Here is an 18,229-nt window from a genome sequence, read left to right as displayed (position 1 = left end):
GCGGGCCGGAGCGCAGCGGAGGACCGCGAACCATGGGCGCAGTGTCGGCTCAGGCCGGCGCCGGAGCGCCAGCGGAGGTGACGGAATGAGCGCGGCCAGCGTTTTGGAGGCCAAGCCGATGTCGGGTGAGGACCTGCCCCTCGCCGGGTTCACGGTCGCGGTGACCGCCGACCGGCGGCGCGACGAGCTCAGCGCCCTGCTGGAGCGCCGCGGCGCCCGGGTCGTGCTCGCGCCAGCGCTGCGGATCGTGCCGGTCGCCGACGACACCGAGCTGAAGGCCGCGACCGTGTCCTGCGTCGACGTCGCGCCGGAGATCGTGATCGCGACGACCGGCATCGGGCTGCGCGGCTGGTTAGAGGCCGCCGAGGGCTGGGGGCTCGCCGAGTCGCTGCGGGCCCGGCTCAACGACGCGTTCCTCATCGCCCGCGGCCCGAAGGCGAAGGGTGCCGTCCGCGCCGCCGGCATGCTCGAGGCCTGGTCCCCGGAGACGGAGAGCTGCGACGAGGTCCTCGACTTCCTCCTCGGCGGCGGGTTCCCGGGCGGGATCGCGGGCCGGCGGATCGCGCTGCAGCTGCACGGTGAGCCGCACCCCGAGTTCACGACCGCGTTGCGCGACGCCGGGGCGATCGTGGTGGAGATCCCGGTGTACCGGTGGGCCCCGCCCGTCGACCCCGCGCCGCTGCGGCGGCTCGTCGACCTGATCTGCTCGCGGCTGGTCGACTCGGTCACGTTCACGTCCGCGCCCGCCGTCAGCTCGCTGCTGCGGGTGGCCGGCCCCGACGCCCCCGACGTCCTGGAGGCGCTGCGGACCGACGTCCTGGCCGCGTGCGTGGGCCCGGTCACCGCCGCGCCGCTGCAACGCCTCGGCGTGCCCGTGGCGGCGCCGCAGCGGGCCCGCCTGGGCGCGCTCGTGCGCATCCTCGTCGACGAGCTGCCCAAGCGCGCCCCGACGCTGCACGTCGCGGGTGCCGCGGTCACGCTGCGCGGGCACGCCGCGATCATCGACGGCACGCTGAAGCCGCTCGCCCCCGGCCCCATGGCGGTGCTGCGGGCGCTCGCCGCGTCGCCCGGGCGGGTCCTGTCCCGGGCAGCGCTGCTGCGTGAGCTGCCCCGCGGCGCCGACGAGCACGCCGTCGAGATGGCCGTCGCCCGCCTGCGTGCCGCCCTCGGCGGCCCCGCGTTCGTGCAGACGGTCGTCAAGCGCGGCTACCGCCTCCGCATCGACTGAGGCAGGCGGCCGGCGACGGCACCGCTACTGCAGGTAGTGCTCGACCTCGTCGACCGCGTGCGGCTCGACCTCGTCGGGGGCGACACCCTGCAGCTTCGCCGCCCGGCGGCGGCGCAGCAGGTCCCACAGCTGGTCGAGCTGCTCCTCGATGGCGCGGAGCCGCTCGTGCTCCTCGTCCTCGGAGATCTTGCCCGCCTGCAGCTGGGTCCTCAGCTTGTGCTCGTCGTCCACAAGCGCCGAGATCTGGTGGATCAACGTCTTCTCGTCCATCCCGTCATCATGCCCGGTCGCGCCGGCGTCAGCGGAGGGTGAGTGACGACCACCCGAACTGGTCGATGGGTCCGGTGCCGGCGCCGATCCGCCAGTCCGCGGCGTCGCTGATCGCCCTGCCGACGAACCCCTTCGACCAGGTGACCGCCTCGACCGGGTCGTCACCCATGGCGAGCCGCGCCGCGACCGCCGTCGCGAACGTCGCGCCGGAGCCGTCGGTGTTGCGGCTGGCGACCCGCGGGCTGTGCAGCAGCCGCGCCGCGCCGTCGGCCCACATCATGTCGACCGCGTCGTCGCCGGTGACGAAGTCACCCCCGGTGATCACCACGTACCGCGGACCCCCCGACGACAGCTGCGCCGCCGCCTTCGCCATGTCGGCGGGCGTCACGACCTCCCAGCCGACCAGCAGCGACGCCTCCTCCCGGTTGGGGGTGGCGACCAGCGCGTGCGGCAGGAGCCGCTCCACCGCCGCGGCGAGACCCCTCCTGGACCCGCCGCCGGCCGCCTCCAGGACCGGGTCGACGACGAGGTTCGGCAGCGCGCCCGACCGGGCCCTCGCGGCGACCGCGACCGCCGTCTCCGGGTTGGGGAACATGCCGGTCTTGACCGCCGCGACCGGCAGGTCCTCCAGGACGCTGCCGAGCTGCCCCGACACCACGGTCGTCGGCTGGGGGAACACATCGGTGGTGCCGCGCGTGTTCCGCGACACCACCGCCGTCACGACCGACGCCCCGTGCATCCGCATCGCGGCGAGGGTGCGCAGGTCAGCCTGTATTCCGGAACCACCGGACGAGTCGGACGCGCCGACGGTGAGCACAACAGAGGGATTCACCGGGCTATGTGAGCACGCGGTGACGCAGCGCCACGGACAACGCGTCCGTCAGGACGTCAGCCGCGCCCCTCCCACACCGGCTCCGGCACCTCTACGACCTCACCGTCGGCCCGGAACAGCACGAACCGGTCGAACGACCGGCTGAACCAGCGGTCGTGCGTCACGGCGATCACCGTCCCGTCGAAGGTGCGCAGCCCCTCCTCCAGGGCCTCGGCGCTGGCCAGGTCCAGGTTGTCCGTCGGCTCGTCGAGCAGCAGCAGCGTCGCCCCGGACAGCTCCAGCAGCAGCACCAGGAACCTGGCCTGCTGGCCGCCGGACAGGGTGCCGAAGCGCTGGTCGGCCTGCGCCGCCAGCTCGTACCGTGACAGCGCCGGCATCGCCTGCGGCCGCGGCAGCCCGGTCCGCCAGTCGTCGCCCCGCCAGAGGATCTCCACGAGCGTCTTGTCGAGCAGCTCCGGACGGTCGTGCGTCTGCGAGAAGTGGCCCGGGCGCACCCGCGCGCCGAGCCGCACCTGCCCGCCGTGCGCGACCGGCGCGATCTGCACGCCGATCGGGGTCTGCGTCGGGTCCGGGTCGGTGCCGCCGCGGGCGAGCAGCCGCAGGAAGTGCGACTTGCCGGTGCCGTTGCCGCCGAGGACCGCGACCCGGTCGCCGTACCAGATCTCCAGGTCGAACGGGTACGTCAGGCCGTCCAGCTCGAGCTGCTCGCACATGACGGCGCGTTTGCCGGTGCGCCCGCCCGACAGCCGCATGCGGATGTCCTGGTCCTTCGGCGGGGTCGGCGGCGGGCCCGCCTCCTCGAACTTCTTCAGCCGCGTCTGCGCCGCCTGATACCGCGAGGCGAGCCCGTCGTTGTAGGCGGCCTTCGTCTTGTACATGAGGACCAGGTCCTTGAGCTTCTGGTGCTCCTCGTCCCAGCGGCGGCGCAGCTCGTCGAGGCGCTCGTGCCGGGCGACCCGCGCCTCGTGCCACGAGGCGAACCCACCCGGATGCACCCACGCCGAGCCGCCCTCGACCGCGACGACCCGGTCCGCGGACCTGGCGAGCAGCTCACGGTCGTGCGACACGTACAGGACGGACTTCGCCGACTCGCGCAGCCGATCCTCCAGCCAGCGCTTCCCCGGCACGTCCAGGAAGTTGTCGGGCTCGTCGAGCAGCAGCACCTCGTCGTCGCCGCGCAGCAGCAGCTCCAGGGCGAACCGCTTCTGCTGCCCGCCGGACAGGGTCCGCACCGGCCGGTCCCGGGTCTCGTCCCACGGCTTGTTCAACGCGGCGACACTCACCGTGTCGAAGAGGACCTCGGCGTCGTACCCGCCGGCCTCACCCCACGCGGCGAGCGCGTTCGCGTACCGCAGCTGCGCCTTCTCGGTGCCCTCGGCGTGCATGGCGACCTCGGCGGCGTGCAGCCGCTCCCCCGCCTTCCTGAGGCCGTCCGGGGCGAGCTGCAGCGCCAGGTCGTACAGGGTGCGGTCGTCGCCGATCATGCCGATGAACTGGCGCATCACGCCGAGCCCGCCGGAGCGCGCGATCGCGCCGGTCCGCACCGGCAGGTCACCGGCCACCATCTTCAGCAGCGTCGTCTTGCCCGCGCCGTTCGGCCCGACGAGCGCGACCTTGGCGCCCTCACCGACCCTGAACGACACCTCGGCGAACAGCTCACGACCGTCCGCGAGCGTGTGCCCGACCCCTGCCACGTCCACGTATCCCACGAGTCAGGAATTCTGCGCCGCGTCCGCCGGTCCGTCGCCCGCTTTTCTGACTTCGAAGATCCGGAAGCCCTTGTGGTTGGCGTGCCGGGCGGCGCTGAACCCCTGCTCCTCCAGCCACCGCTGGAGCGAGTCGGCGCCGAGGTTCTTGGCCACGACCAGCCACGCGACGCCGTCCGGGGCCAGCCGGGGCAGCCAGCGCAGCAGCAGCGCGTGCAGCTCCGGCTTGCCGATCCGGATCGGCGGGTTGGACCAGATCTGCGTGAACCCGACACTGTCCGGCACGTCGCCGGGCAGCGCGGTGACCACGTTCGGGCCCGTGTTCTCCCGCGCGAGTTCCAGGGCCCGCTGGTTGACGTCGACGGCGTAGATCGTCGCCCGCGGCGCGTTGCGGGACAGGACCGCGGCGATCGGGCCGTACCCGCAGCCGAGGTCCAGCAGCGGCCCGGTCTCCGCCGCGTCCGGCAGCGGGGCGCGCTGCAGCAGCACGGCGGTGCCCGGGTCCAGGCGGTTCGCGGAGAACACCCCGGCCGACGCCACCAGGCGAAACTCCTGGTCGTCGATGGTGAACTCGACGGCGTGCCGGGTTTCGGCGGCCGCCGGCTCCGCGGTGAAGTAGTGCTCGCCGGACACGATGCCCCTCCTTCGACCGGTGACGCAACGCATTGTCCCCAAGGAGGTGAACGCCCCTGCTCGCGGCCCACTCGTTCGGATAGTGCGAAACATCGCCGACACGCCACCTCCCAGGAGTCTCGGCTACCCTGTGCGACATGACTTCTGGGAACGAGCAGCGCCGGAAGCGGCGCTCCGACTCGTTCCGCCGGGACGAGGCGGACGAGGCCGACAACTGGTTGGCCGGTCTCCGCGGCAGCGGACCCGACCCGTTCACGGCGCCGCCACCGCCGTCGTACGACGAGCCGGCCTTCGACGATCTCCGCGGCGGAGGACGGGGTGGTCGTTCGCGTCCGGACGATTCGCCGAGCGGGTCGTTCCGCGCTCCCCGTGACGACTCGCCCAGCGGATCCTTCCGAGCGCCGCGTGACGACTCGCCCAGCGGGTCGTTCCGGGGGCCGCGCGACGCCGCCGGGGGGCCGGGCCGTTCCCCCCGCGACGGCTCACCCAGCGGGGTGTTCCGGGCCTCTGCCGTGCCGCCGCCGGCCGGGCCCCGGGTCCCGGAGGGCGGCCGGCGCCGGGCGCCGGGCGACGACTCCCCCAGCGGTTCCTTCCGCGCTCCTCGCGAAGACTCGCCTAGCGGGTCGTTCCGGGCACCTCGCGAAGACCCGCCCAGCGGCTCCTTCCGCGCGCCGCGCGACTCCGCCGGCGGCCCGGGCCGTTCCCCCCGCGAAGACCCGCCCAGCGGGTCCTTCCGTTCCCCCCGCGAAGACTCGCCCAGCGGGTCCTTCCGTTCCCCCCGCGAAGACTCGCCCAGCGGGTCCTTCCGGGCGCCCCGCGAAGACTCGCCCAGCGGGTCGTTCCGGGGGCCGCGGGACGAGCCGACGTCGTTCCGGCCGTTGCGTGACGACTCGGCCGGTGGAGCGTTCCGGCCGGTGCGTGACGAGCCCGCCGAGCCGCGGGCCGGGCGCGGCGACTCGCCGAGCGGGGTGTTCCCCAGGCCCGCCACCGTGCCACCGCCGGCACGCGCCGCGATCGAGCCGCCACCGCCCGTGGAGACCACCGAGCCGCGCGGCGGCCGCCGCCGGGCGCGCACCGACGACGAGCCCGCCGGCCGGCGCGCCGCGGAAGGTCGCCCTTCGGAGTCGTACGCGCACGGGCCCGCCCTCGAGCCGATCATCAAGCCCCTCGCGGACTACACGCCGCCGGGGACCTCGACCGAGCCGCCACCGCTCGTGCCGATCTTCCCGACGATGCGCCCCGACAGCAGCCCCACCAGCGGCTCAGGCGGCTCCCGCGGCCCTGTCAGCGGCCCCCCGGGCAGCCCGACCAGCGGCTCGGGTGGTGGCCGCCGGGCCCGGCGCGCCGCGGAGGAGGCCGACTCGCCGACGGGCGCCCGCCGCCGGTTCGACGACCCCGACAGCACCGGCCGCCGCGCCGCCGGCGGGGCCGGTGGGGGCGCGGAGAGCCCGACGGCCGGGCGGCGGGGCCGCGACGCCGGCCCCGAGACGACGTCGGGGCGCCGTGGGTTCGACACCGGTACACCAGCCGCCGCCGCAACGGAGACTGGCCCTGGCCGGCGGTCCCGCGGTGCCGAGGACCCCGCCGCGTTCCGGCGCGACGACACCGGCACGGCCCGGCGGGAGCGCGGTGGCTTCGAGCCAGCGGGCCCCGAGCCCGGCGTCGGCCGGCAACGCTCTGGCCCCGGGTTCGTCGGCGGCCCCTCCACCGGGTCGGGCTACGGCCCCGGCTCCACCGAGCCAGGCACCGGCACCGGCCGCCGCGGCGGCTTCTACACCGGCGCCCCCTCCGGCGCGGACCGCGACGACACCTCCGGCCTCCGCCGCGACGACACCTCCGGGCTCCGGCGGGACGACACGTCCGGCCTCCGGCGTGACGAGACCTCCGGCCTCCGCCGTGACGAGACCTCCGGGCTCCGGCGGGACGACACGTCCGGGCTCCGCCGTGACGACACCGGCGTGCGGGGGCGCGGGTTCGACGACATGCCACTGCGGCGCGACGACAGGCGCGACGACAGGCGGGACGACACCGGCACCGCCCGGCGGCGCGGCTTCGAGCCCACCGGCCCCGGCTTCGACCGGACCGGCAACGGCTACGAACCGGCGAGCGCCGCGTTCGAGGCGAGCGGCACCGCGACCCGCCGCCGCCCCGGCGCCGACGAGGCACCCCACCAGCGCCGCCCGCTCGACGACGGCCTGCCGTTCGACGAGCCGTCGGGCACCGGCCGCCGCGGGCGTCCAGGCGGCGGCTCGGCCCGCGGGACGGGCGAGTACACCACCGGCGGCACCAAGCGGGCGCTACGGGAGCCACCCGGCAACCGGCCCGCGGACCGCCCCGACAGCCGGCGCCCCGGCGGCGGCCGCACCACCAAGGCCGAGCCGGCCCGCGGCGGCGAGCACCGCCCGCACCGCTGGATCGCCGCGCTCAGCGTCATCGGCGTGATCGTGCTGCTCGGCGCGTGCGGCCTGGGCTCCTGGTTCATCTTCAAGGACGAGAAGAACGGCCCCGAGTCGGCCCGCTCGACCGCCAACGCCGGCCCGAAGAAGCGCGACATCAGCAGCCGGCAGGTCGACCCCAACCCGCTGACCGAGGCCGAGGTCTTCCCGCAGAACAACATCATCGCGGTGCCGGACGAGCCGCCGTACCTGATCCTGAAGACGCAGGCCTCCCCCGACTGCAAGACCGCGGCCACCGACCAGCTGGCGACCCTGCTCGCCGGCGCCGGCTGCTCCGAGGTCGTGCGGGCGACGATGAAGTCGCCCAACGAGGAGTACCTGATCACCGCTGGCATCTTCAACCTCGACACCGAGAAGTCCGCCGCCACCGCGTTCGAGGGCGTCAAACCCATCGTCGACGGCCAGAAGGGCCGCTTCGCCGGGATGAGCGTCGGGGCGGGCACCGGCACCGACGCGATCGTCCGCGCCCCTACCCAGCTCGGCTGGAACTACCGGGGGCACTTCATCGCGTTCGTCGTGATCGCCAGGGTCGACGGCAAGGACTTCGCGCCCGACGACCCGTACCCCAACCAGATCACGTACGACATCGTCGAGACCTACCTGGAGAACGGCATCATCGGCAACCGGGCCATCATCCAGCCGGAAGCCACCCCCGCCGCGTCCCTCCCCGGCTCGGTCCCGCCTCCGTCTTGATCAGGTAGCGGATCCGGTCGTCATGGCGGCCGGATCCGCCACTGGATCACCGGTCAGTCGGCGTCGCGGCGGCGGCGGGTCTGCTCCGAGCGCAGGCGGAGCTCCGAAGGGTCGTCGGGGTACCTGACCTCGACCAGTGCCAGGCCGTGCGCCGGCGCGACCGTCACCTCGTCGGCGCGGATCCTCCGGCTGAGCAGCCCGGCGGGCCACGAGGGGTCGCGGCGGCCGTCGCCCACGAAGAGCTGGGCGCCGACGAGGCTGCGCACCATCTGCTGGCAGAACGCGTCGGCCTGGACGGTCGCCACAAGGATGCCGTCCGGGTCGCGGCGCCAGTCGAGGCGGTTGACGGCCCGGATCGTCGTGGCGTGTTCCTTGCGGCGGCAGAAGGCCGCGAAGTCGTGCTCGCCGACCAGGCCGGCGGCGGCGGCGTTCAGGGCGTCGAGGTCCAGCGGCCGGGGCCAGGCCACCGTGTCGTGCCGGCGCAGCGGCTCGGCGCCCGCCACGGCGTCGGTGACGCGGTACTCGTACCGGCGCGACAGGGCCGAGAAGCGGGCGTCGAACTCCGGTGGGACCTCCGCGGCCGCGTGGACGCGCACGTCGAGCGGGAGCAGGCCGGCGAGCTTGCGCAGCAGCATGGACGACAGGGCCGCCCAGCGCTCGTCGGGGACGTCGACGTGGCAGACCTGGCCGGTGGCGTGGACCCCGGCGTCGGTGCGGCCCGCGACCGTCAGCCCTTCGACCGTGCCGAACAGGCGGGTCAGGACCGTGGTCAGCTCGCCGGCGACGGTGCGGCGGGTCGGCTGGACCGCCCAGCCGGAGAAGTCGGTCCCGTCGTACGCCACGTCGAGGCGGACACGGATCAACGCACACCCTCCAAAAGAACCAGCCCGGCACCCCGTCGCGCGGGGTGCCGGGCCGTCGATTTCAGGCCTGTGGTCAGGCCTTCTTCTCGTCCTCGTCCGCGGCCGGCTCGTCCGTCGACTCCGCCGTGGCGGCCTCGTCGGAGGCGGTCGCCGACGCGGCCGCGGGGGCCTCGTCGGTGTCCTCGCCGGCCAGGACCGCGATCGAGTCGGCCTTGGCGGCCTTCCGGGCGGCGGCCTTGCGCGGCGCCGGCGCGGCGGCGACCTCGAGCTCCTCGACCAGCTCGATGATCGCCATGGGAGCGGCGTCACCCTTGCGCGGGCCGGTCTTCACGATCCGGGTGTAGCCACCCGGCCGGGTGGCGAACCGCGGCGCGATCTGGTCGAACAGCTGGAACACCACGTCCTTGTCGCGCACCACGGCGAGCGCTTGACGGCGCGCGTGCAGATCGCCGCGCTTGGCCTTGGTGATGAGCTGCTCGGCGAGCGGGCGAAGCCGCTTGGCCTTCGTCTCGGTGGTCTGGATGCGACCGTGCTTGAACAGCGACGTGGCGAGGTTCGCCAGCATCAGCTTTTCATGCGCGGGGCTGCCGCCGAGGCGGGGACCCTTGGTGGGCGTGGGCATTGGGGCTCCTCAAATCGAACAGCAGCCGGTTAGAGCTGCTCGGTCTCGCGGTAGTCGTCGGTGTCGTCGTAGGAAACATCGGCGAACGAGTCCACGACGTGTGCCGGGTCGAACGTCGGGGCGGAGTCCTTGAGACCCAGACCCATCCCGGCGAGCTTCATCTTGACCTCGTCGATCGACTTCTGACCGAAATTCCTTATATCGAGGAGGTCTGCTTCCGTGCGGCTGATCAGCTCCCCGACGGAGTTGATGCCCTCGCGCTTGAGGCAGTTGTACGAGCGGACGGTGAGGTCGAGCTCCTCGATCGGCAGTGCCAGGTCGGCAGCGAGCTGCGCGTCCTGCGGCGACGGGCCGATGTCGATGCCTTCTGCGGTCTCATCCAGCTCACGGGCCAGGCCGAAGAGCTCGACGAGGGTGGAGCCGGCGGAGGCCAGCGCGGTGCGGGGGGTCAGCGACGCCTTGGTCTCGACGTCGATGATGAGCCGGTCGAAGTCGGTGCGCTGCTCGACGCGGGTGGCCTCGACGCGGTACGTGACCTTCAGCACCGGGGAGTAGATGGAGTCGATCGGGATACGACCGATCTCCTGGCCCTGCTGCTTGTTCTGGTTCGCGGTCACGTAGCCGCGACCCCGCTCCACGGTCAGCTCCATGTCGAGCCGGCCCTTGCCGTTGAGCGTGGCCAGCTTCAGGTCGGGGTTGTGCACGGAGACGCCGGCCGGGGGCTGGATGTCGCCCGCCGTGACGTCACCGGGGCCCTGCTTGCGCAGGTACATCGAGACCGGCTCGTCGTGCTCGGAGCTGACGCACAGCTCCTTGACGTTCATGACGAGCTCGACGACGTCCTCTTTGACACCGGGGATCGTGGTGAACTCGTGGAGCACACCGTCGATCTTGATGCTGGTCACCGCGGCACCCGGGATGGAGCTGAGCAGGGTGCGACGCAGCGAGTTGCCGAGGGTGTAGCCGAAGCCGGGCTCGAGCGGCTCGATGGTGAACTTTGACCGGGTCTCGCTGATCGACTCTTCGGCGAGGCTCGGACGCTGGGAGATGAGCACTTGCGGTTCCTCCAGTTCGTTGCGCGCCCGCTATTTGACGCGCTCCGAGAGGGCGGAGCGTGATCGCCCCGCCCCCACAACACAACTACTTGCTGTAGAGCTCGACGATCAGCTGCTCCTGGACCTGGGTGTCGATGACCTGCCGCGCGGGCAGGCTGTGCACCAGGACCTTGAGCTCGCTGGGGATGAACTCGAGCCACGCCGGGACGGTCTTGCTGCCCGCGAGGCCCTGCGCGATCTGGAACGGGGTGAGCTCCCGCGACTTCTGCCGCACCTGCACGATGTCGTGCTCGCGCAGCCGGTACGACGGGATGTCGACCTTCTTGCCGTTGACCTGGATGTGGCCGTGGCTCACCAGCTGGCGGGCCGCGTCACGCGAGGTGGCGAGGCCGGCGCGGTAGACCACGTTGTCGAGGCGCGACTCGAGGATCTTGAGCAGCTCCTCACCGGTCTTGCCGGGCTTGGCCACAGCCTCGTCGAAGTAGCCGGCGAACTGCCGCTCGAGGACGCCGTAGATGCGGCGGGCCTTCTGCTTCTCGCGCAGCTGGAGCAGGTACTCGGTCTCCTTCGGGCGACCGCGGCCGTGCTGGCCGGGCGGGAAGGGGCGCGACTCGAACGGGCACTTCGGCCCATCGCACTTGCTGCCCTTGAGGAACAGCTTCATCTTCTCGCGACGGCAGCGGCGGCAGTCAGCCCCGGTGTAACGAGCCATCGTCAGACCCTCCTGCGCTTCGGCGGACGGCAACCGTTGTGCGGCTGCGGCGTGACGTCACTGATCTGCCCGACCTCGAGGCCCACGGCCTGAAGGGAGCGGATCGCGGTCTCCCGGCCGGAGCCGGGGCCCTTGACGAACACGTCGACCTTGCGCATGCCGTGCTCCATCGCGCGGCGAGCGGCGGCCTCGGCGGCCAGCTGCGCGGCGAACGGGGTCGACTTGCGCGAGCCCTTGAAGCCCACCTGGCCGGCGGAGGCCCAGGAGATGACAGCACCGGTCGGGTCGGTGATCGACACGATGGTGTTGTTGAAGGTGCTCTTGATGTGCGCCTGCCCGTGGGCGACGTTCTTGCGTTCCTTGCGCCGGACCTTCTTGACAGCGGTCGCGCCGGCGCGAGCCTTCGGCGGCATTCTCTATGCGCTCCTAGATTGTTTTCTCTACCGACCAGCTACTACTTCTTGCCCGGCTTCTTCTTGCCGGCGACCGTGCGCTTCGGACCCTTGCGGGTGCGGGCGTTGGTCCGGGTGCGCTGACCGCGCACGGGCAGGCCCTTGCGGTGCCGGATGCCCTGGTAGCAGCCGATCTCGACCTTGCGGCGGATGTCCGCGGCGACCTCGCGGCGCAGGTCGCCCTCGACCTTGAAGTTCTGCTCGATGTAGTCGCGCAGCTGCACGATCTCTTCATCGGTGAGGTCACGAGCCCGCTTGTTGCCGTCGATACCGGTGGCGGCGAGCAGCTCGATGGATCGGGTGCGCCCGATGCCATAGATGTAGGTGAGTGCGATCTCGGTGCGCTTCTCGCGCGGGAGATCGACACCAACGAGACGTGCCATAGGTGGGCGTGCTCCTTGCGTGTGCGGAGGTCTGAGCCCGCTCCACTCCCGTCTGCCCACAGACGGGCCCCGGCCTCCGACCGGGGGTGCAGCCCACGCGCTCCGCACGCGTCGCGCGCGGTGGCCCGGGGCTGGAACGGGCTAAAACATGGTGGTGCCGTGGATCTGGCGACGCCGGGACTCAGCCCTGGCGCTGCTTGTGGCGCGGGTCAGTGCTGCAGATGACCATGACCCGGCCATGCCGCCGGATGATCCGGCAGTTGTTGCAGATCCGCTTGACGCTCGGCTTGACCTTCACGGTTTGCCTAACTCTCGCTGCGCACCCCTACATGGGAGCGACAGTCCCGACCGTTTCCTGGGAACCGACACCGATTTACTTGTAGCGGTAGACGATGCGCCCGCGAGTCAGGTCATAAGGCGACAGCTCGACGACCACTCGGTCCTCGGGCAGGATGCGGATGTAGTGCTGCCGCATCTTCCCGCTGATGTGCGCCAAGACCTTGTGGCCATTGGCGAGCTCCACCCGGAACATTGCGTTCGGGAGTGGCTCGATCACTCGGCCCTCGATCTCGATGGCCCCGTCTTTCTTCGGCATGTCCTCCGCTACCTGACGATCGGGTTGGGTGTCGACGCTTGCATCCTTTTCACGAGCCCTGTTGGAGGACCCGCGCCAGCCGCGGCTCAGGCCTACCACTAGAAGCGCGTGGGGGCATGCCTGAGTGGACGCTTTGCGCCAATGGACGAGTCTACGCGCGGTGAGCGCGATGCACCAAATCGGGGTCTCAACCCCCGCGCCGCTGCCGCCTGCGCTCCCGCTTCAGCTCCCGCGCGGCGTCCGGCCCGCCCGCGAGATAGGTGCTCACCGACGTCGCGAGCAGCACCGCACCGAGCGGCCCGGCGACCCACATCGGCCAGAAGTACACCGCGTCGCCCTTGGAGATGCTGACCAGCGCCCAGATCACGACGTTGACGGTGACCGCGATCAGCCAGCCGCTCCAGATCCCGAGCAGCCAGTGCGGCTGCCGCCCGAACTGCGCCCTGGCCTCGGGCTCGGCCGGCGCGGGCGCCGACGCATACCCGCTCGCGGGCGCCACCGCGCCGCTGTCCACGGGGCGGAAGCCGGGCAGGTCGCTGAGGATCACGTCGAGGTCGCCATAGGTCCGCGCGGCGTAGGTGTCCTTCAGCCGCTCGTCGTACTCGCCGAGTGACAGCCGGCCCTCGTCGACCGCGGCCTTGAGCCGCTCCGCCACGAACTGCCGGTCGACGTCGGCCGCGCGCAGGTGCTCCCGCCGGTCCACCGCCATTTGCCACCCTCCCCGAGTCGCGTTCCCCGCAAGAAGCATCCCATCCGCGCACGCCGTTCTTCCACCCTGGCCCGCCACGGTACGACTGCCGCTCACCCTTCCCGTCCGCCCCGTTTCCGTGATCCGGAGGACTTTGTGCCGCCCTGGCGATAAGAAGTCCCGCGGATCATGAAAGAGCACCAACGCCATGAGGGATCGGCTGTGCGTCGCGCTGACCCCTTCCGAAGGACCGGGGTCGCCGCATGGCGATGAGCTAGGCGTTGACCTGCTGGCGGGCGGTGACGAGCTCGCCGAGGCGGGACCTGCCGCCGTCGGGGGCGGTGAGGACCCAGACGCCGTCGTCGCAGATGGCCATCGTGTGCTCGACGTGGGCGGCGACGGAGCCGTCGACCGTCACCACGGTCCAGCCGTCGTCGAGCTCGGCGACCTTCGGCTTGCCCTTCGTGATCATCGGCTCGATGGCGAGGGCCATGCCGGGGCGCAGCGCGGGGCCCTTGCCGGGGCGGCCGGAGTTCTCCACGAACGGGTCCTGGTGCATGGCGCTGCCGATGCCGTGGCCGCCGTAGCCGTCGACGATGCCGTAGCGGCCGGCCTTGCGGACGGCGGACTGGATCGCGAAAGAGATGTCCGTGAGGCGGCCCTTGCCGGAGCGGACGCCGCGGGCGGCGGCGGCGATGCCGGCCCACATCGCGTCCTCGGCGACGGTGACCAGGCGGCGCAGGTCGTTGCTGATCTCGCCGACGCCGACCGTGATAGCCGCGTCGCCGTGCCAGCCGTCCAGCTCGGCGCCGCAGTCGATCGAGATCAGGTCGCCGGCGCGCAGCACCTGGCGGGCGCTGGGGATGGCGTGGACGACCTGGTCGTTGACCGAGGAGCAGATCGAGGCCGGGTAGCCGTGGTAGCCCTTGAAGGACGGGATGGCGCCGGCGGCCCGGATCGTCTCCTCCGCGATCGCGTCCAGGTCGGCGGTGCTGACGCCGGGCGCCACCGCGGCCCGCATGCGGGCCAGGGCGTCGGCGACGACCAGGCCCGCGCGCCGCATGTGGCCGACCTGCTCGGGGGTCTTGAGCTCGATCTCGACCTGGTGCGCCACGGTCAGCCGCCGTAGGAGCGCAGGGCATCGATCGCGCGGACCGTGATGTCCTCGACCGGTCCGGTGGCGTCGATGCCCACCAGCTTGCCCTGCGCGCCGTAGTAGTCGACGAGGGGCGAGGTGTCCCGGGCGTAGACCTTTAGCCGCTCGGCGATCGTCTCGGCCTTGTCGTCGTCGCGCTGGAAGAGCTCGCCGCCGCAGCGGTCGCACACGCCCTCGTGGGTCGGCGCGTCGAACTCGACGTGCCAGATCTTGCCGCAGCCACGGCAGGTCCGGCGGCCGGAGAGCCGCCGGATGACCTCTTCGTTCTCCACGACGAGCTCGAGCACGATGTCGAGCCCGGTGCCGAGGTCGGCGAGGAGCTTGTCGAGGGCGTTGGCCTGCGGGACGGTGCGCGGGAAGCCGTCGAGGAGGAAGCCGTCGGCCGCATCGCCCTCCGACAGGCGGTCGGACACCATGTTGATGGTGACCTCGTCGGGGACGAGCTGGCCGGCGTCCATGTAGCGCTTCGCCTCGACGCCGAGCGGGGTGCCCTGCCCGACGTTGGCCCGGAAGATGTCCCCCGTGGAGATTTTGGGCACGGCGAGGTGCGCGGCGATGAACTCGGCCTGGGTCCCCTTGCCCGCCCCGGGGGGACCTACCAGCACCAGCCTCACTACCGGAGGAACCCTTCGTAGTTGCGCTGCATGAGCTGGCTCTCGATCTGCTTCACCGTTTCGAGGCCCACACCAACAATAATGAGCACTGCGGTGCCGCCGAACGGGAAGTTCTGCAGAGCCTGTCCGCCACCGACGACCCCGATGAGCAGGTTGGGCAGGATCGAGATGATGCCCAGGTAGAGCGCGCCGGGGAGGGTGATGCGGCTGAGGATGAAGTCGAGATACTCGGCGGTCGGCTTGCCCGGCCGGATACCGGGGACGAACCCGCCGTACTTGCGCATGTTGTCCGCGACCTCAGTGGGGTTGAACGTGATCGACACGTAGAAGTACGTGAAGAAGATGATCAACATGAAGTAGAGGATGATGTGCGCCGGCTTGTCCTGGGCGACGATGTTGCGCTGGATCCACAGGACGGTCTTGTTGGTCGTGTCCGACCCGGCGAACCTGGTGATCAGGTCGGGCAGGTAGAGCAGCGACGAGGCGAAGATGACCGGGATGACACCCGCCTGGTTGACCTTCAGCGGGATGTAGGTCGACGTCCCGCCGTACATGCGGCGGCCGATCATGCGCTTCGCGTATTGCACCGGGATGCGACGCTGGGCCTGCTCCAGGAAGACCACGAAGGCGATGACGACGACCGCGAGGCCCACGATGACGAAGAACGTGGTCTTGTCGTCCTGGAAGATCGAGAGGCCCTCGTTGGGGAGCCGGGCGGCGATCGAGGTGAAGATCAGGACGGACATGCCGTTGCCGACGCCGCGGTCCGTGACCAGCTCGCCGAACCACATGACCATGCCGGTGCCGGCGGTCATCGTGATGACCAGCACGGTGAGCGTCAGCCACAGCGGGATCTTGCCGGTGTCCGGGATGACCGGGAACTGCGTCTGGTCGCACGCGCCGTTGAAGAGCTGGCCGGACCGCGCCAGGGCGACGATCGCCGAGGCCTGCAGCACGCCGAGCCCGAGGGTGAGGTAGCGCGTGTACTGGGTGATCTTCGCCTGGCCGGACTGGCCTTCCTTGCGCAGCTGCTCCAGGCGCGGGATCACGACCGTCAGCAGCTGCAGGATGATGCTCGCGGTGATGTACGGCATGATGCCGAGCGCGAAGACTGAAAGTTGCAGCAGCGCGCCACCGGAGAACAGGTTGAGCAGCGTCGCGACGTTGCTGCTGTCACCGCTCTCGACGATGTCGAGGCACTTCTGCACATTGCCGAACGACACACCGGGGCTGGGGAGCGTGGCACCCACCCGGTAGAGCGCGATCATCAGCAATGTGAACAGGATTTTGTTGCGCAGGTCAGGCGTGCGAAACGCGCTGGCAAAGGCGGAGAGCAACGTTCTTCCTCCTGCGCAAGGCGGCCAGTCGGCCGACGAGGTGGGGTCCTGGTGGTGCGTTTGGTGCGGGTGGTGCGACTGAACGGCTGAGCAGAGCGTGTTACTGCGCAACGGACTCTAACAGGATGCCCGCAGCACATCACGCCCCGGCGATCCCTCAGCTTTTCAGGTGGTCCTATGGGTGGTGCTCCGACTGTCCTTGAGGCACCGCGTGGCGCCCACCAAAGATGCTCCGGTGGACGCCACGGTAGCGCGTTCTCTACTCCGCTGCGGAGCCGCCGAGCAGCGTGGCGGAGCCGCCCGCTGCTTCCAGCTTCTCCTTGGCCGTCGCACTGAACTTGTGCGCACTGACCTGCAGCTTCACGCCGCCGAGCTCCCCGTCGCCGAGGACCTTGACCAGCTCGCCCTTACGGACGGCGCCGGCGTCGACGAGCTCGTCGACCCCGATGGTGCCGCCCTTCGGGAACAGCTCCGCGAGGCGGGCCAGGTTCACGACCTGGAACTCGATGCGGTTGCGGTTCTTGAAGCCCTTGAGCTTCGGCAGGCGCATGTGGAGGGGCATCTGCCCGCCCTCGAACGCCGCCGAGATGTTCTTGCGGGCCTTGGAGCCCTTGGTGCCACGACCGGCGGTCTTGCCCTTGGAGCCCTCACCGCGACCGACACGGGTCTTCGCGGTCTTGGCGCCCGGGGCGGGCCGCAGGTGGTGCAGTTTGATCGTCATCGGATTACTCCACCTCTTCCACGGTGACCAGGTGCGTCACGGTGTGGATCATGCCGCGGATCTCCGGACGGTCTTCCTTGACGACGACGTCGCGGATCCGCTTCAGACCGAGCGAACGCAGCGTGTCCCGCTGGTTCTGCTTGGTGCCGATCTCGGACCGGATCTGGGTGACCTTCAGGCGCGCCATGGTCATGCACCGACCCCGGCCCGCTGGGCCAGCATGGCCGCCGGAGCGACGTCCTCGACCGGCAGACCGCGACGGGCGGCCACGGCCTCCGGCGCCTCGAGCTTCTTCAGCGCCGCCACCGTCGCGTGGACGATGTTGATCGCGTTCGAGGAGCCGAGGCTCTTGGAGAGCACGTCGTGGATGCCCGCGCACTCCAGGACGGCACGCACCGGGCCACCGGCGATGACGCCGGTACCGGCGGAGGCCGGCTTGAGCAGCACGACGCCAGCGGCGTCCTCGCCGATCACCGGGTGCGGGATCGAGGCCGCGATCCGCGGCACCTTGAAGAAGTGCTTCTTGGCCTCCTCGACGCCCTTGGCGATGGCCGCGGGCACCTCCTTGGCCTTTCCGTATCCGACGCCGACAGTGCCGTCGCCGTCACCGACGATGACGAGGGCGGTGAAGCTGAAGCGACGACCACCCTTCACGACCTTGGCGACACGGTTGATCGCGACGACCCGCTCGAGGTGCGGGGTCTTCTCGGCGGGCGCGTTGCCGCGGCCGCCTCCTTCGCGACGATTCTCGCGACGGCCGCCACCTTCGGTGTTCCCACCGGACCCGCCGCCCCTGCGCTGAGGACCAGGCATGAACGTTCCCTTTCCTAGAATTCGAGTCCGGCTTCGCGGGCGGCGTCAGCCAGGGCCGCGATGCGGCCGGCGTAACGGTTTCCGCCACGGTCGAAGACGACCTTGCCGACACCCGCGGCCTTCGCCCGCTCGGCGAGGAGGGTGCCGACCTTGGTGGCCAGCGCCTTCTTGTCGCCGTCGGTGCCGCGGATGCTCGCGTCGAGCGTCGACGCCGAGGCCAGCGTGTGGCCCTTGAGGTCGTCGACGATCTGCGCCGTGATGTTCCGCAGCGTGCGGGTGACGACCAGGCGCGGACGCTCGGCGGTGCCACTGACGTGCTTGCGGATGCGGAAGTGCCGGCGTGCGCGCCCGACTCGGCGCGCCGCGGCGGTGCCGCCTGCGTTGCGGCGCTTGAGCAGCG

22 protein-coding genes are annotated in these 18,229 nt (G+C 71.5%); 2 read left to right on the top strand and 20 right to left on the bottom strand.

Annotated features, from left to right (window positions below; translation table 11 throughout):
• Positions 1 to 118: 118 nt before the first annotated feature.
• The gene (locus ABZ321_RS11195; RefSeq protein WP_344501815.1) at positions 119 to 1,228 is read left to right on the top strand and encodes a uroporphyrinogen-III synthase; all 1,110 of its coding nucleotides are present in this window, start codon (positions 119 to 121) and stop codon (positions 1,226 to 1,228) included.
• A gap of 24 nt (positions 1,229 to 1,252) precedes the next feature.
• Here ABZ321_RS11195 and ABZ321_RS11190 read toward each other — a convergent pair whose 3' ends face one another.
• Genes ABZ321_RS11190 through ABZ321_RS11175 form a run of 4 tightly spaced genes read right to left on the bottom strand, consistent with a single transcriptional unit; the run spans position 1,253 to position 4,669 of the window.
• Positions 1,253 to 1,498: a DUF2630 family protein gene (locus ABZ321_RS11190; RefSeq protein WP_344501816.1), complete on the bottom strand. Its 246-nt coding sequence runs from the start codon at positions 1,496 to 1,498 to the stop codon at positions 1,253 to 1,255.
• Positions 1,499 to 1,526: 28 nt separating this feature from the next.
• Positions 1,527 to 2,330 carry a bifunctional hydroxymethylpyrimidine kinase/phosphomethylpyrimidine kinase gene (gene thiD / locus ABZ321_RS11185; protein ID WP_344501817.1) on the bottom strand — a complete coding sequence of 268 codons (804 nt, stop codon included), beginning with the start codon at positions 2,328 to 2,330 and terminating at the stop codon, positions 1,527 to 1,529.
• Between the two features lie 56 nt (positions 2,331 to 2,386).
• Positions 2,387 to 4,039: an ATP-binding cassette domain-containing protein gene (locus ABZ321_RS11180; protein WP_344501818.1), complete on the bottom strand. Its 1,653-nt coding sequence runs from the start codon at positions 4,037 to 4,039 to the stop codon at positions 2,387 to 2,389.
• A gap of 3 nt (positions 4,040 to 4,042) precedes the next feature.
• Complete coding sequence (locus tag ABZ321_RS11175) at positions 4,043 to 4,669, bottom strand: methyltransferase (protein WP_354890830.1); 627 nt, start codon at positions 4,667 to 4,669, stop codon at positions 4,043 to 4,045.
• A 914-nt stretch (positions 4,670 to 5,583) separates the two neighbouring features.
• Between ABZ321_RS11175 and ABZ321_RS11170 the strand changes: the two genes are divergently transcribed.
• Positions 5,584 to 7,818, top strand: a complete 2,235-nt coding sequence (locus tag ABZ321_RS11170) for a hypothetical protein (RefSeq protein ID WP_354890829.1) — start codon at positions 5,584 to 5,586, stop codon at positions 7,816 to 7,818.
• Between the two features lie 53 nt (positions 7,819 to 7,871).
• On the opposite strand, the gene truA is transcribed toward ABZ321_RS11170, so the two are convergent.
• From truA to rplR, 16 genes are all read right to left on the bottom strand, one after another.
• Positions 7,872 to 8,678: a tRNA pseudouridine(38-40) synthase TruA gene (gene truA, locus ABZ321_RS11165; protein ID WP_354890938.1), complete on the bottom strand. Its 807-nt coding sequence runs from the start codon at positions 8,676 to 8,678 to the stop codon at positions 7,872 to 7,874.
• Positions 8,679 to 8,754: 76 nt separating this feature from the next.
• Positions 8,755 to 9,303, bottom strand: coding sequence for a 50S ribosomal protein L17 (gene rplQ, locus ABZ321_RS11160; RefSeq protein ID WP_344501821.1), 549 nt, complete (start codon positions 9,301 to 9,303; stop codon positions 8,755 to 8,757).
• 29 nt (positions 9,304 to 9,332) lie between these two features.
• The gene (locus ABZ321_RS11155) at positions 9,333 to 10,358 is read right to left on the bottom strand and encodes a DNA-directed RNA polymerase subunit alpha (protein ID WP_033357644.1); all 1,026 of its coding nucleotides are present in this window, start codon (positions 10,356 to 10,358) and stop codon (positions 9,333 to 9,335) included.
• Positions 10,359 to 10,443: 85 nt separating this feature from the next.
• Positions 10,444 to 11,070, bottom strand: a complete 627-nt coding sequence (gene rpsD, locus ABZ321_RS11150) for a 30S ribosomal protein S4 (RefSeq protein ID WP_033357645.1) — start codon at positions 11,068 to 11,070, stop codon at positions 10,444 to 10,446.
• Positions 11,071 to 11,072: 2 nt separating this feature from the next.
• A complete protein-coding gene (gene rpsK, locus ABZ321_RS11145; protein ID WP_033357646.1) occupies positions 11,073 to 11,483 on the bottom strand; it encodes a 30S ribosomal protein S11 in 411 nt (136 codons plus the stop codon).
• Positions 11,484 to 11,524: 41 nt separating this feature from the next.
• Positions 11,525 to 11,905: a 30S ribosomal protein S13 gene (rpsM, locus tag ABZ321_RS11140; protein ID WP_344501822.1), complete on the bottom strand. Its 381-nt coding sequence runs from the start codon at positions 11,903 to 11,905 to the stop codon at positions 11,525 to 11,527.
• Between the two features lie 181 nt (positions 11,906 to 12,086).
• Positions 12,087 to 12,203, bottom strand: a complete 117-nt coding sequence (rpmJ, locus tag ABZ321_RS11135; protein ID WP_014687778.1) for a 50S ribosomal protein L36 — start codon at positions 12,201 to 12,203, stop codon at positions 12,087 to 12,089.
• Between the two features lie 75 nt (positions 12,204 to 12,278).
• Positions 12,279 to 12,500 carry a translation initiation factor IF-1 gene (gene infA / locus ABZ321_RS11130; protein WP_007073013.1) on the bottom strand — a complete coding sequence of 74 codons (222 nt, stop codon included), beginning with the start codon at positions 12,498 to 12,500 and terminating at the stop codon, positions 12,279 to 12,281.
• Positions 12,501 to 12,687: 187 nt separating this feature from the next.
• Entirely contained in the window at positions 12,688 to 13,209 is a 522-nt protein-coding gene (locus ABZ321_RS11125) for a DUF1707 domain-containing protein (protein ID WP_344501823.1), read from the bottom strand.
• Between the two features lie 253 nt (positions 13,210 to 13,462).
• Positions 13,463 to 14,302 carry a type I methionyl aminopeptidase gene (gene map, locus ABZ321_RS11120; protein WP_354890828.1) on the bottom strand — a complete coding sequence of 280 codons (840 nt, stop codon included), beginning with the start codon at positions 14,300 to 14,302 and terminating at the stop codon, positions 13,463 to 13,465.
• 2 nt (positions 14,303 to 14,304) lie between these two features.
• The gene (locus ABZ321_RS11115) at positions 14,305 to 14,958 is read right to left on the bottom strand and encodes an adenylate kinase (protein WP_344501825.1); all 654 of its coding nucleotides are present in this window, start codon (positions 14,956 to 14,958) and stop codon (positions 14,305 to 14,307) included.
• Entirely contained in the window at positions 14,958 to 16,295 is a 1,338-nt protein-coding gene (gene secY / locus ABZ321_RS11110; protein WP_344501826.1) for a preprotein translocase subunit SecY, read from the bottom strand. The genes ABZ321_RS11115 and secY overlap by 1 nt, the downstream gene beginning before the upstream one ends.
• A gap of 259 nt (positions 16,296 to 16,554) precedes the next feature.
• Positions 16,555 to 17,016, bottom strand: coding sequence for a 50S ribosomal protein L15 (gene rplO, locus ABZ321_RS11105; protein WP_344501827.1), 462 nt, complete (start codon positions 17,014 to 17,016; stop codon positions 16,555 to 16,557).
• 4 nt (positions 17,017 to 17,020) lie between these two features.
• On the bottom strand, positions 17,021 to 17,203 hold the full coding sequence (gene rpmD / locus ABZ321_RS11100) for a 50S ribosomal protein L30 (protein WP_033357651.1): 183 nt from the start codon (positions 17,201 to 17,203) through the stop codon (positions 17,021 to 17,023).
• 2 nt (positions 17,204 to 17,205) lie between these two features.
• Positions 17,206 to 17,829, bottom strand: a complete 624-nt coding sequence (gene rpsE, locus ABZ321_RS11095) for a 30S ribosomal protein S5 (RefSeq protein WP_344501828.1) — start codon at positions 17,827 to 17,829, stop codon at positions 17,206 to 17,208.
• 14 nt (positions 17,830 to 17,843) lie between these two features.
• Positions 17,844 to 18,227 carry a 50S ribosomal protein L18 gene (rplR, locus tag ABZ321_RS11090; protein WP_344501921.1) on the bottom strand — a complete coding sequence of 128 codons (384 nt, stop codon included), beginning with the start codon at positions 18,225 to 18,227 and terminating at the stop codon, positions 17,844 to 17,846.
• Between the last annotated feature and the right edge of the window lie 2 nt (positions 18,228 to 18,229).

Origin of the sequence: Dactylosporangium sp. NPDC006015 (genome assembly GCF_040614215.1) — a bacterium.
Taxonomy (GTDB): domain Bacteria; phylum Actinomycetota; class Actinomycetes; order Mycobacteriales; family Micromonosporaceae; genus Dactylosporangium; species Dactylosporangium maewongense.
This window is presented reverse-complemented; position numbering and strand designations above follow the sequence as displayed.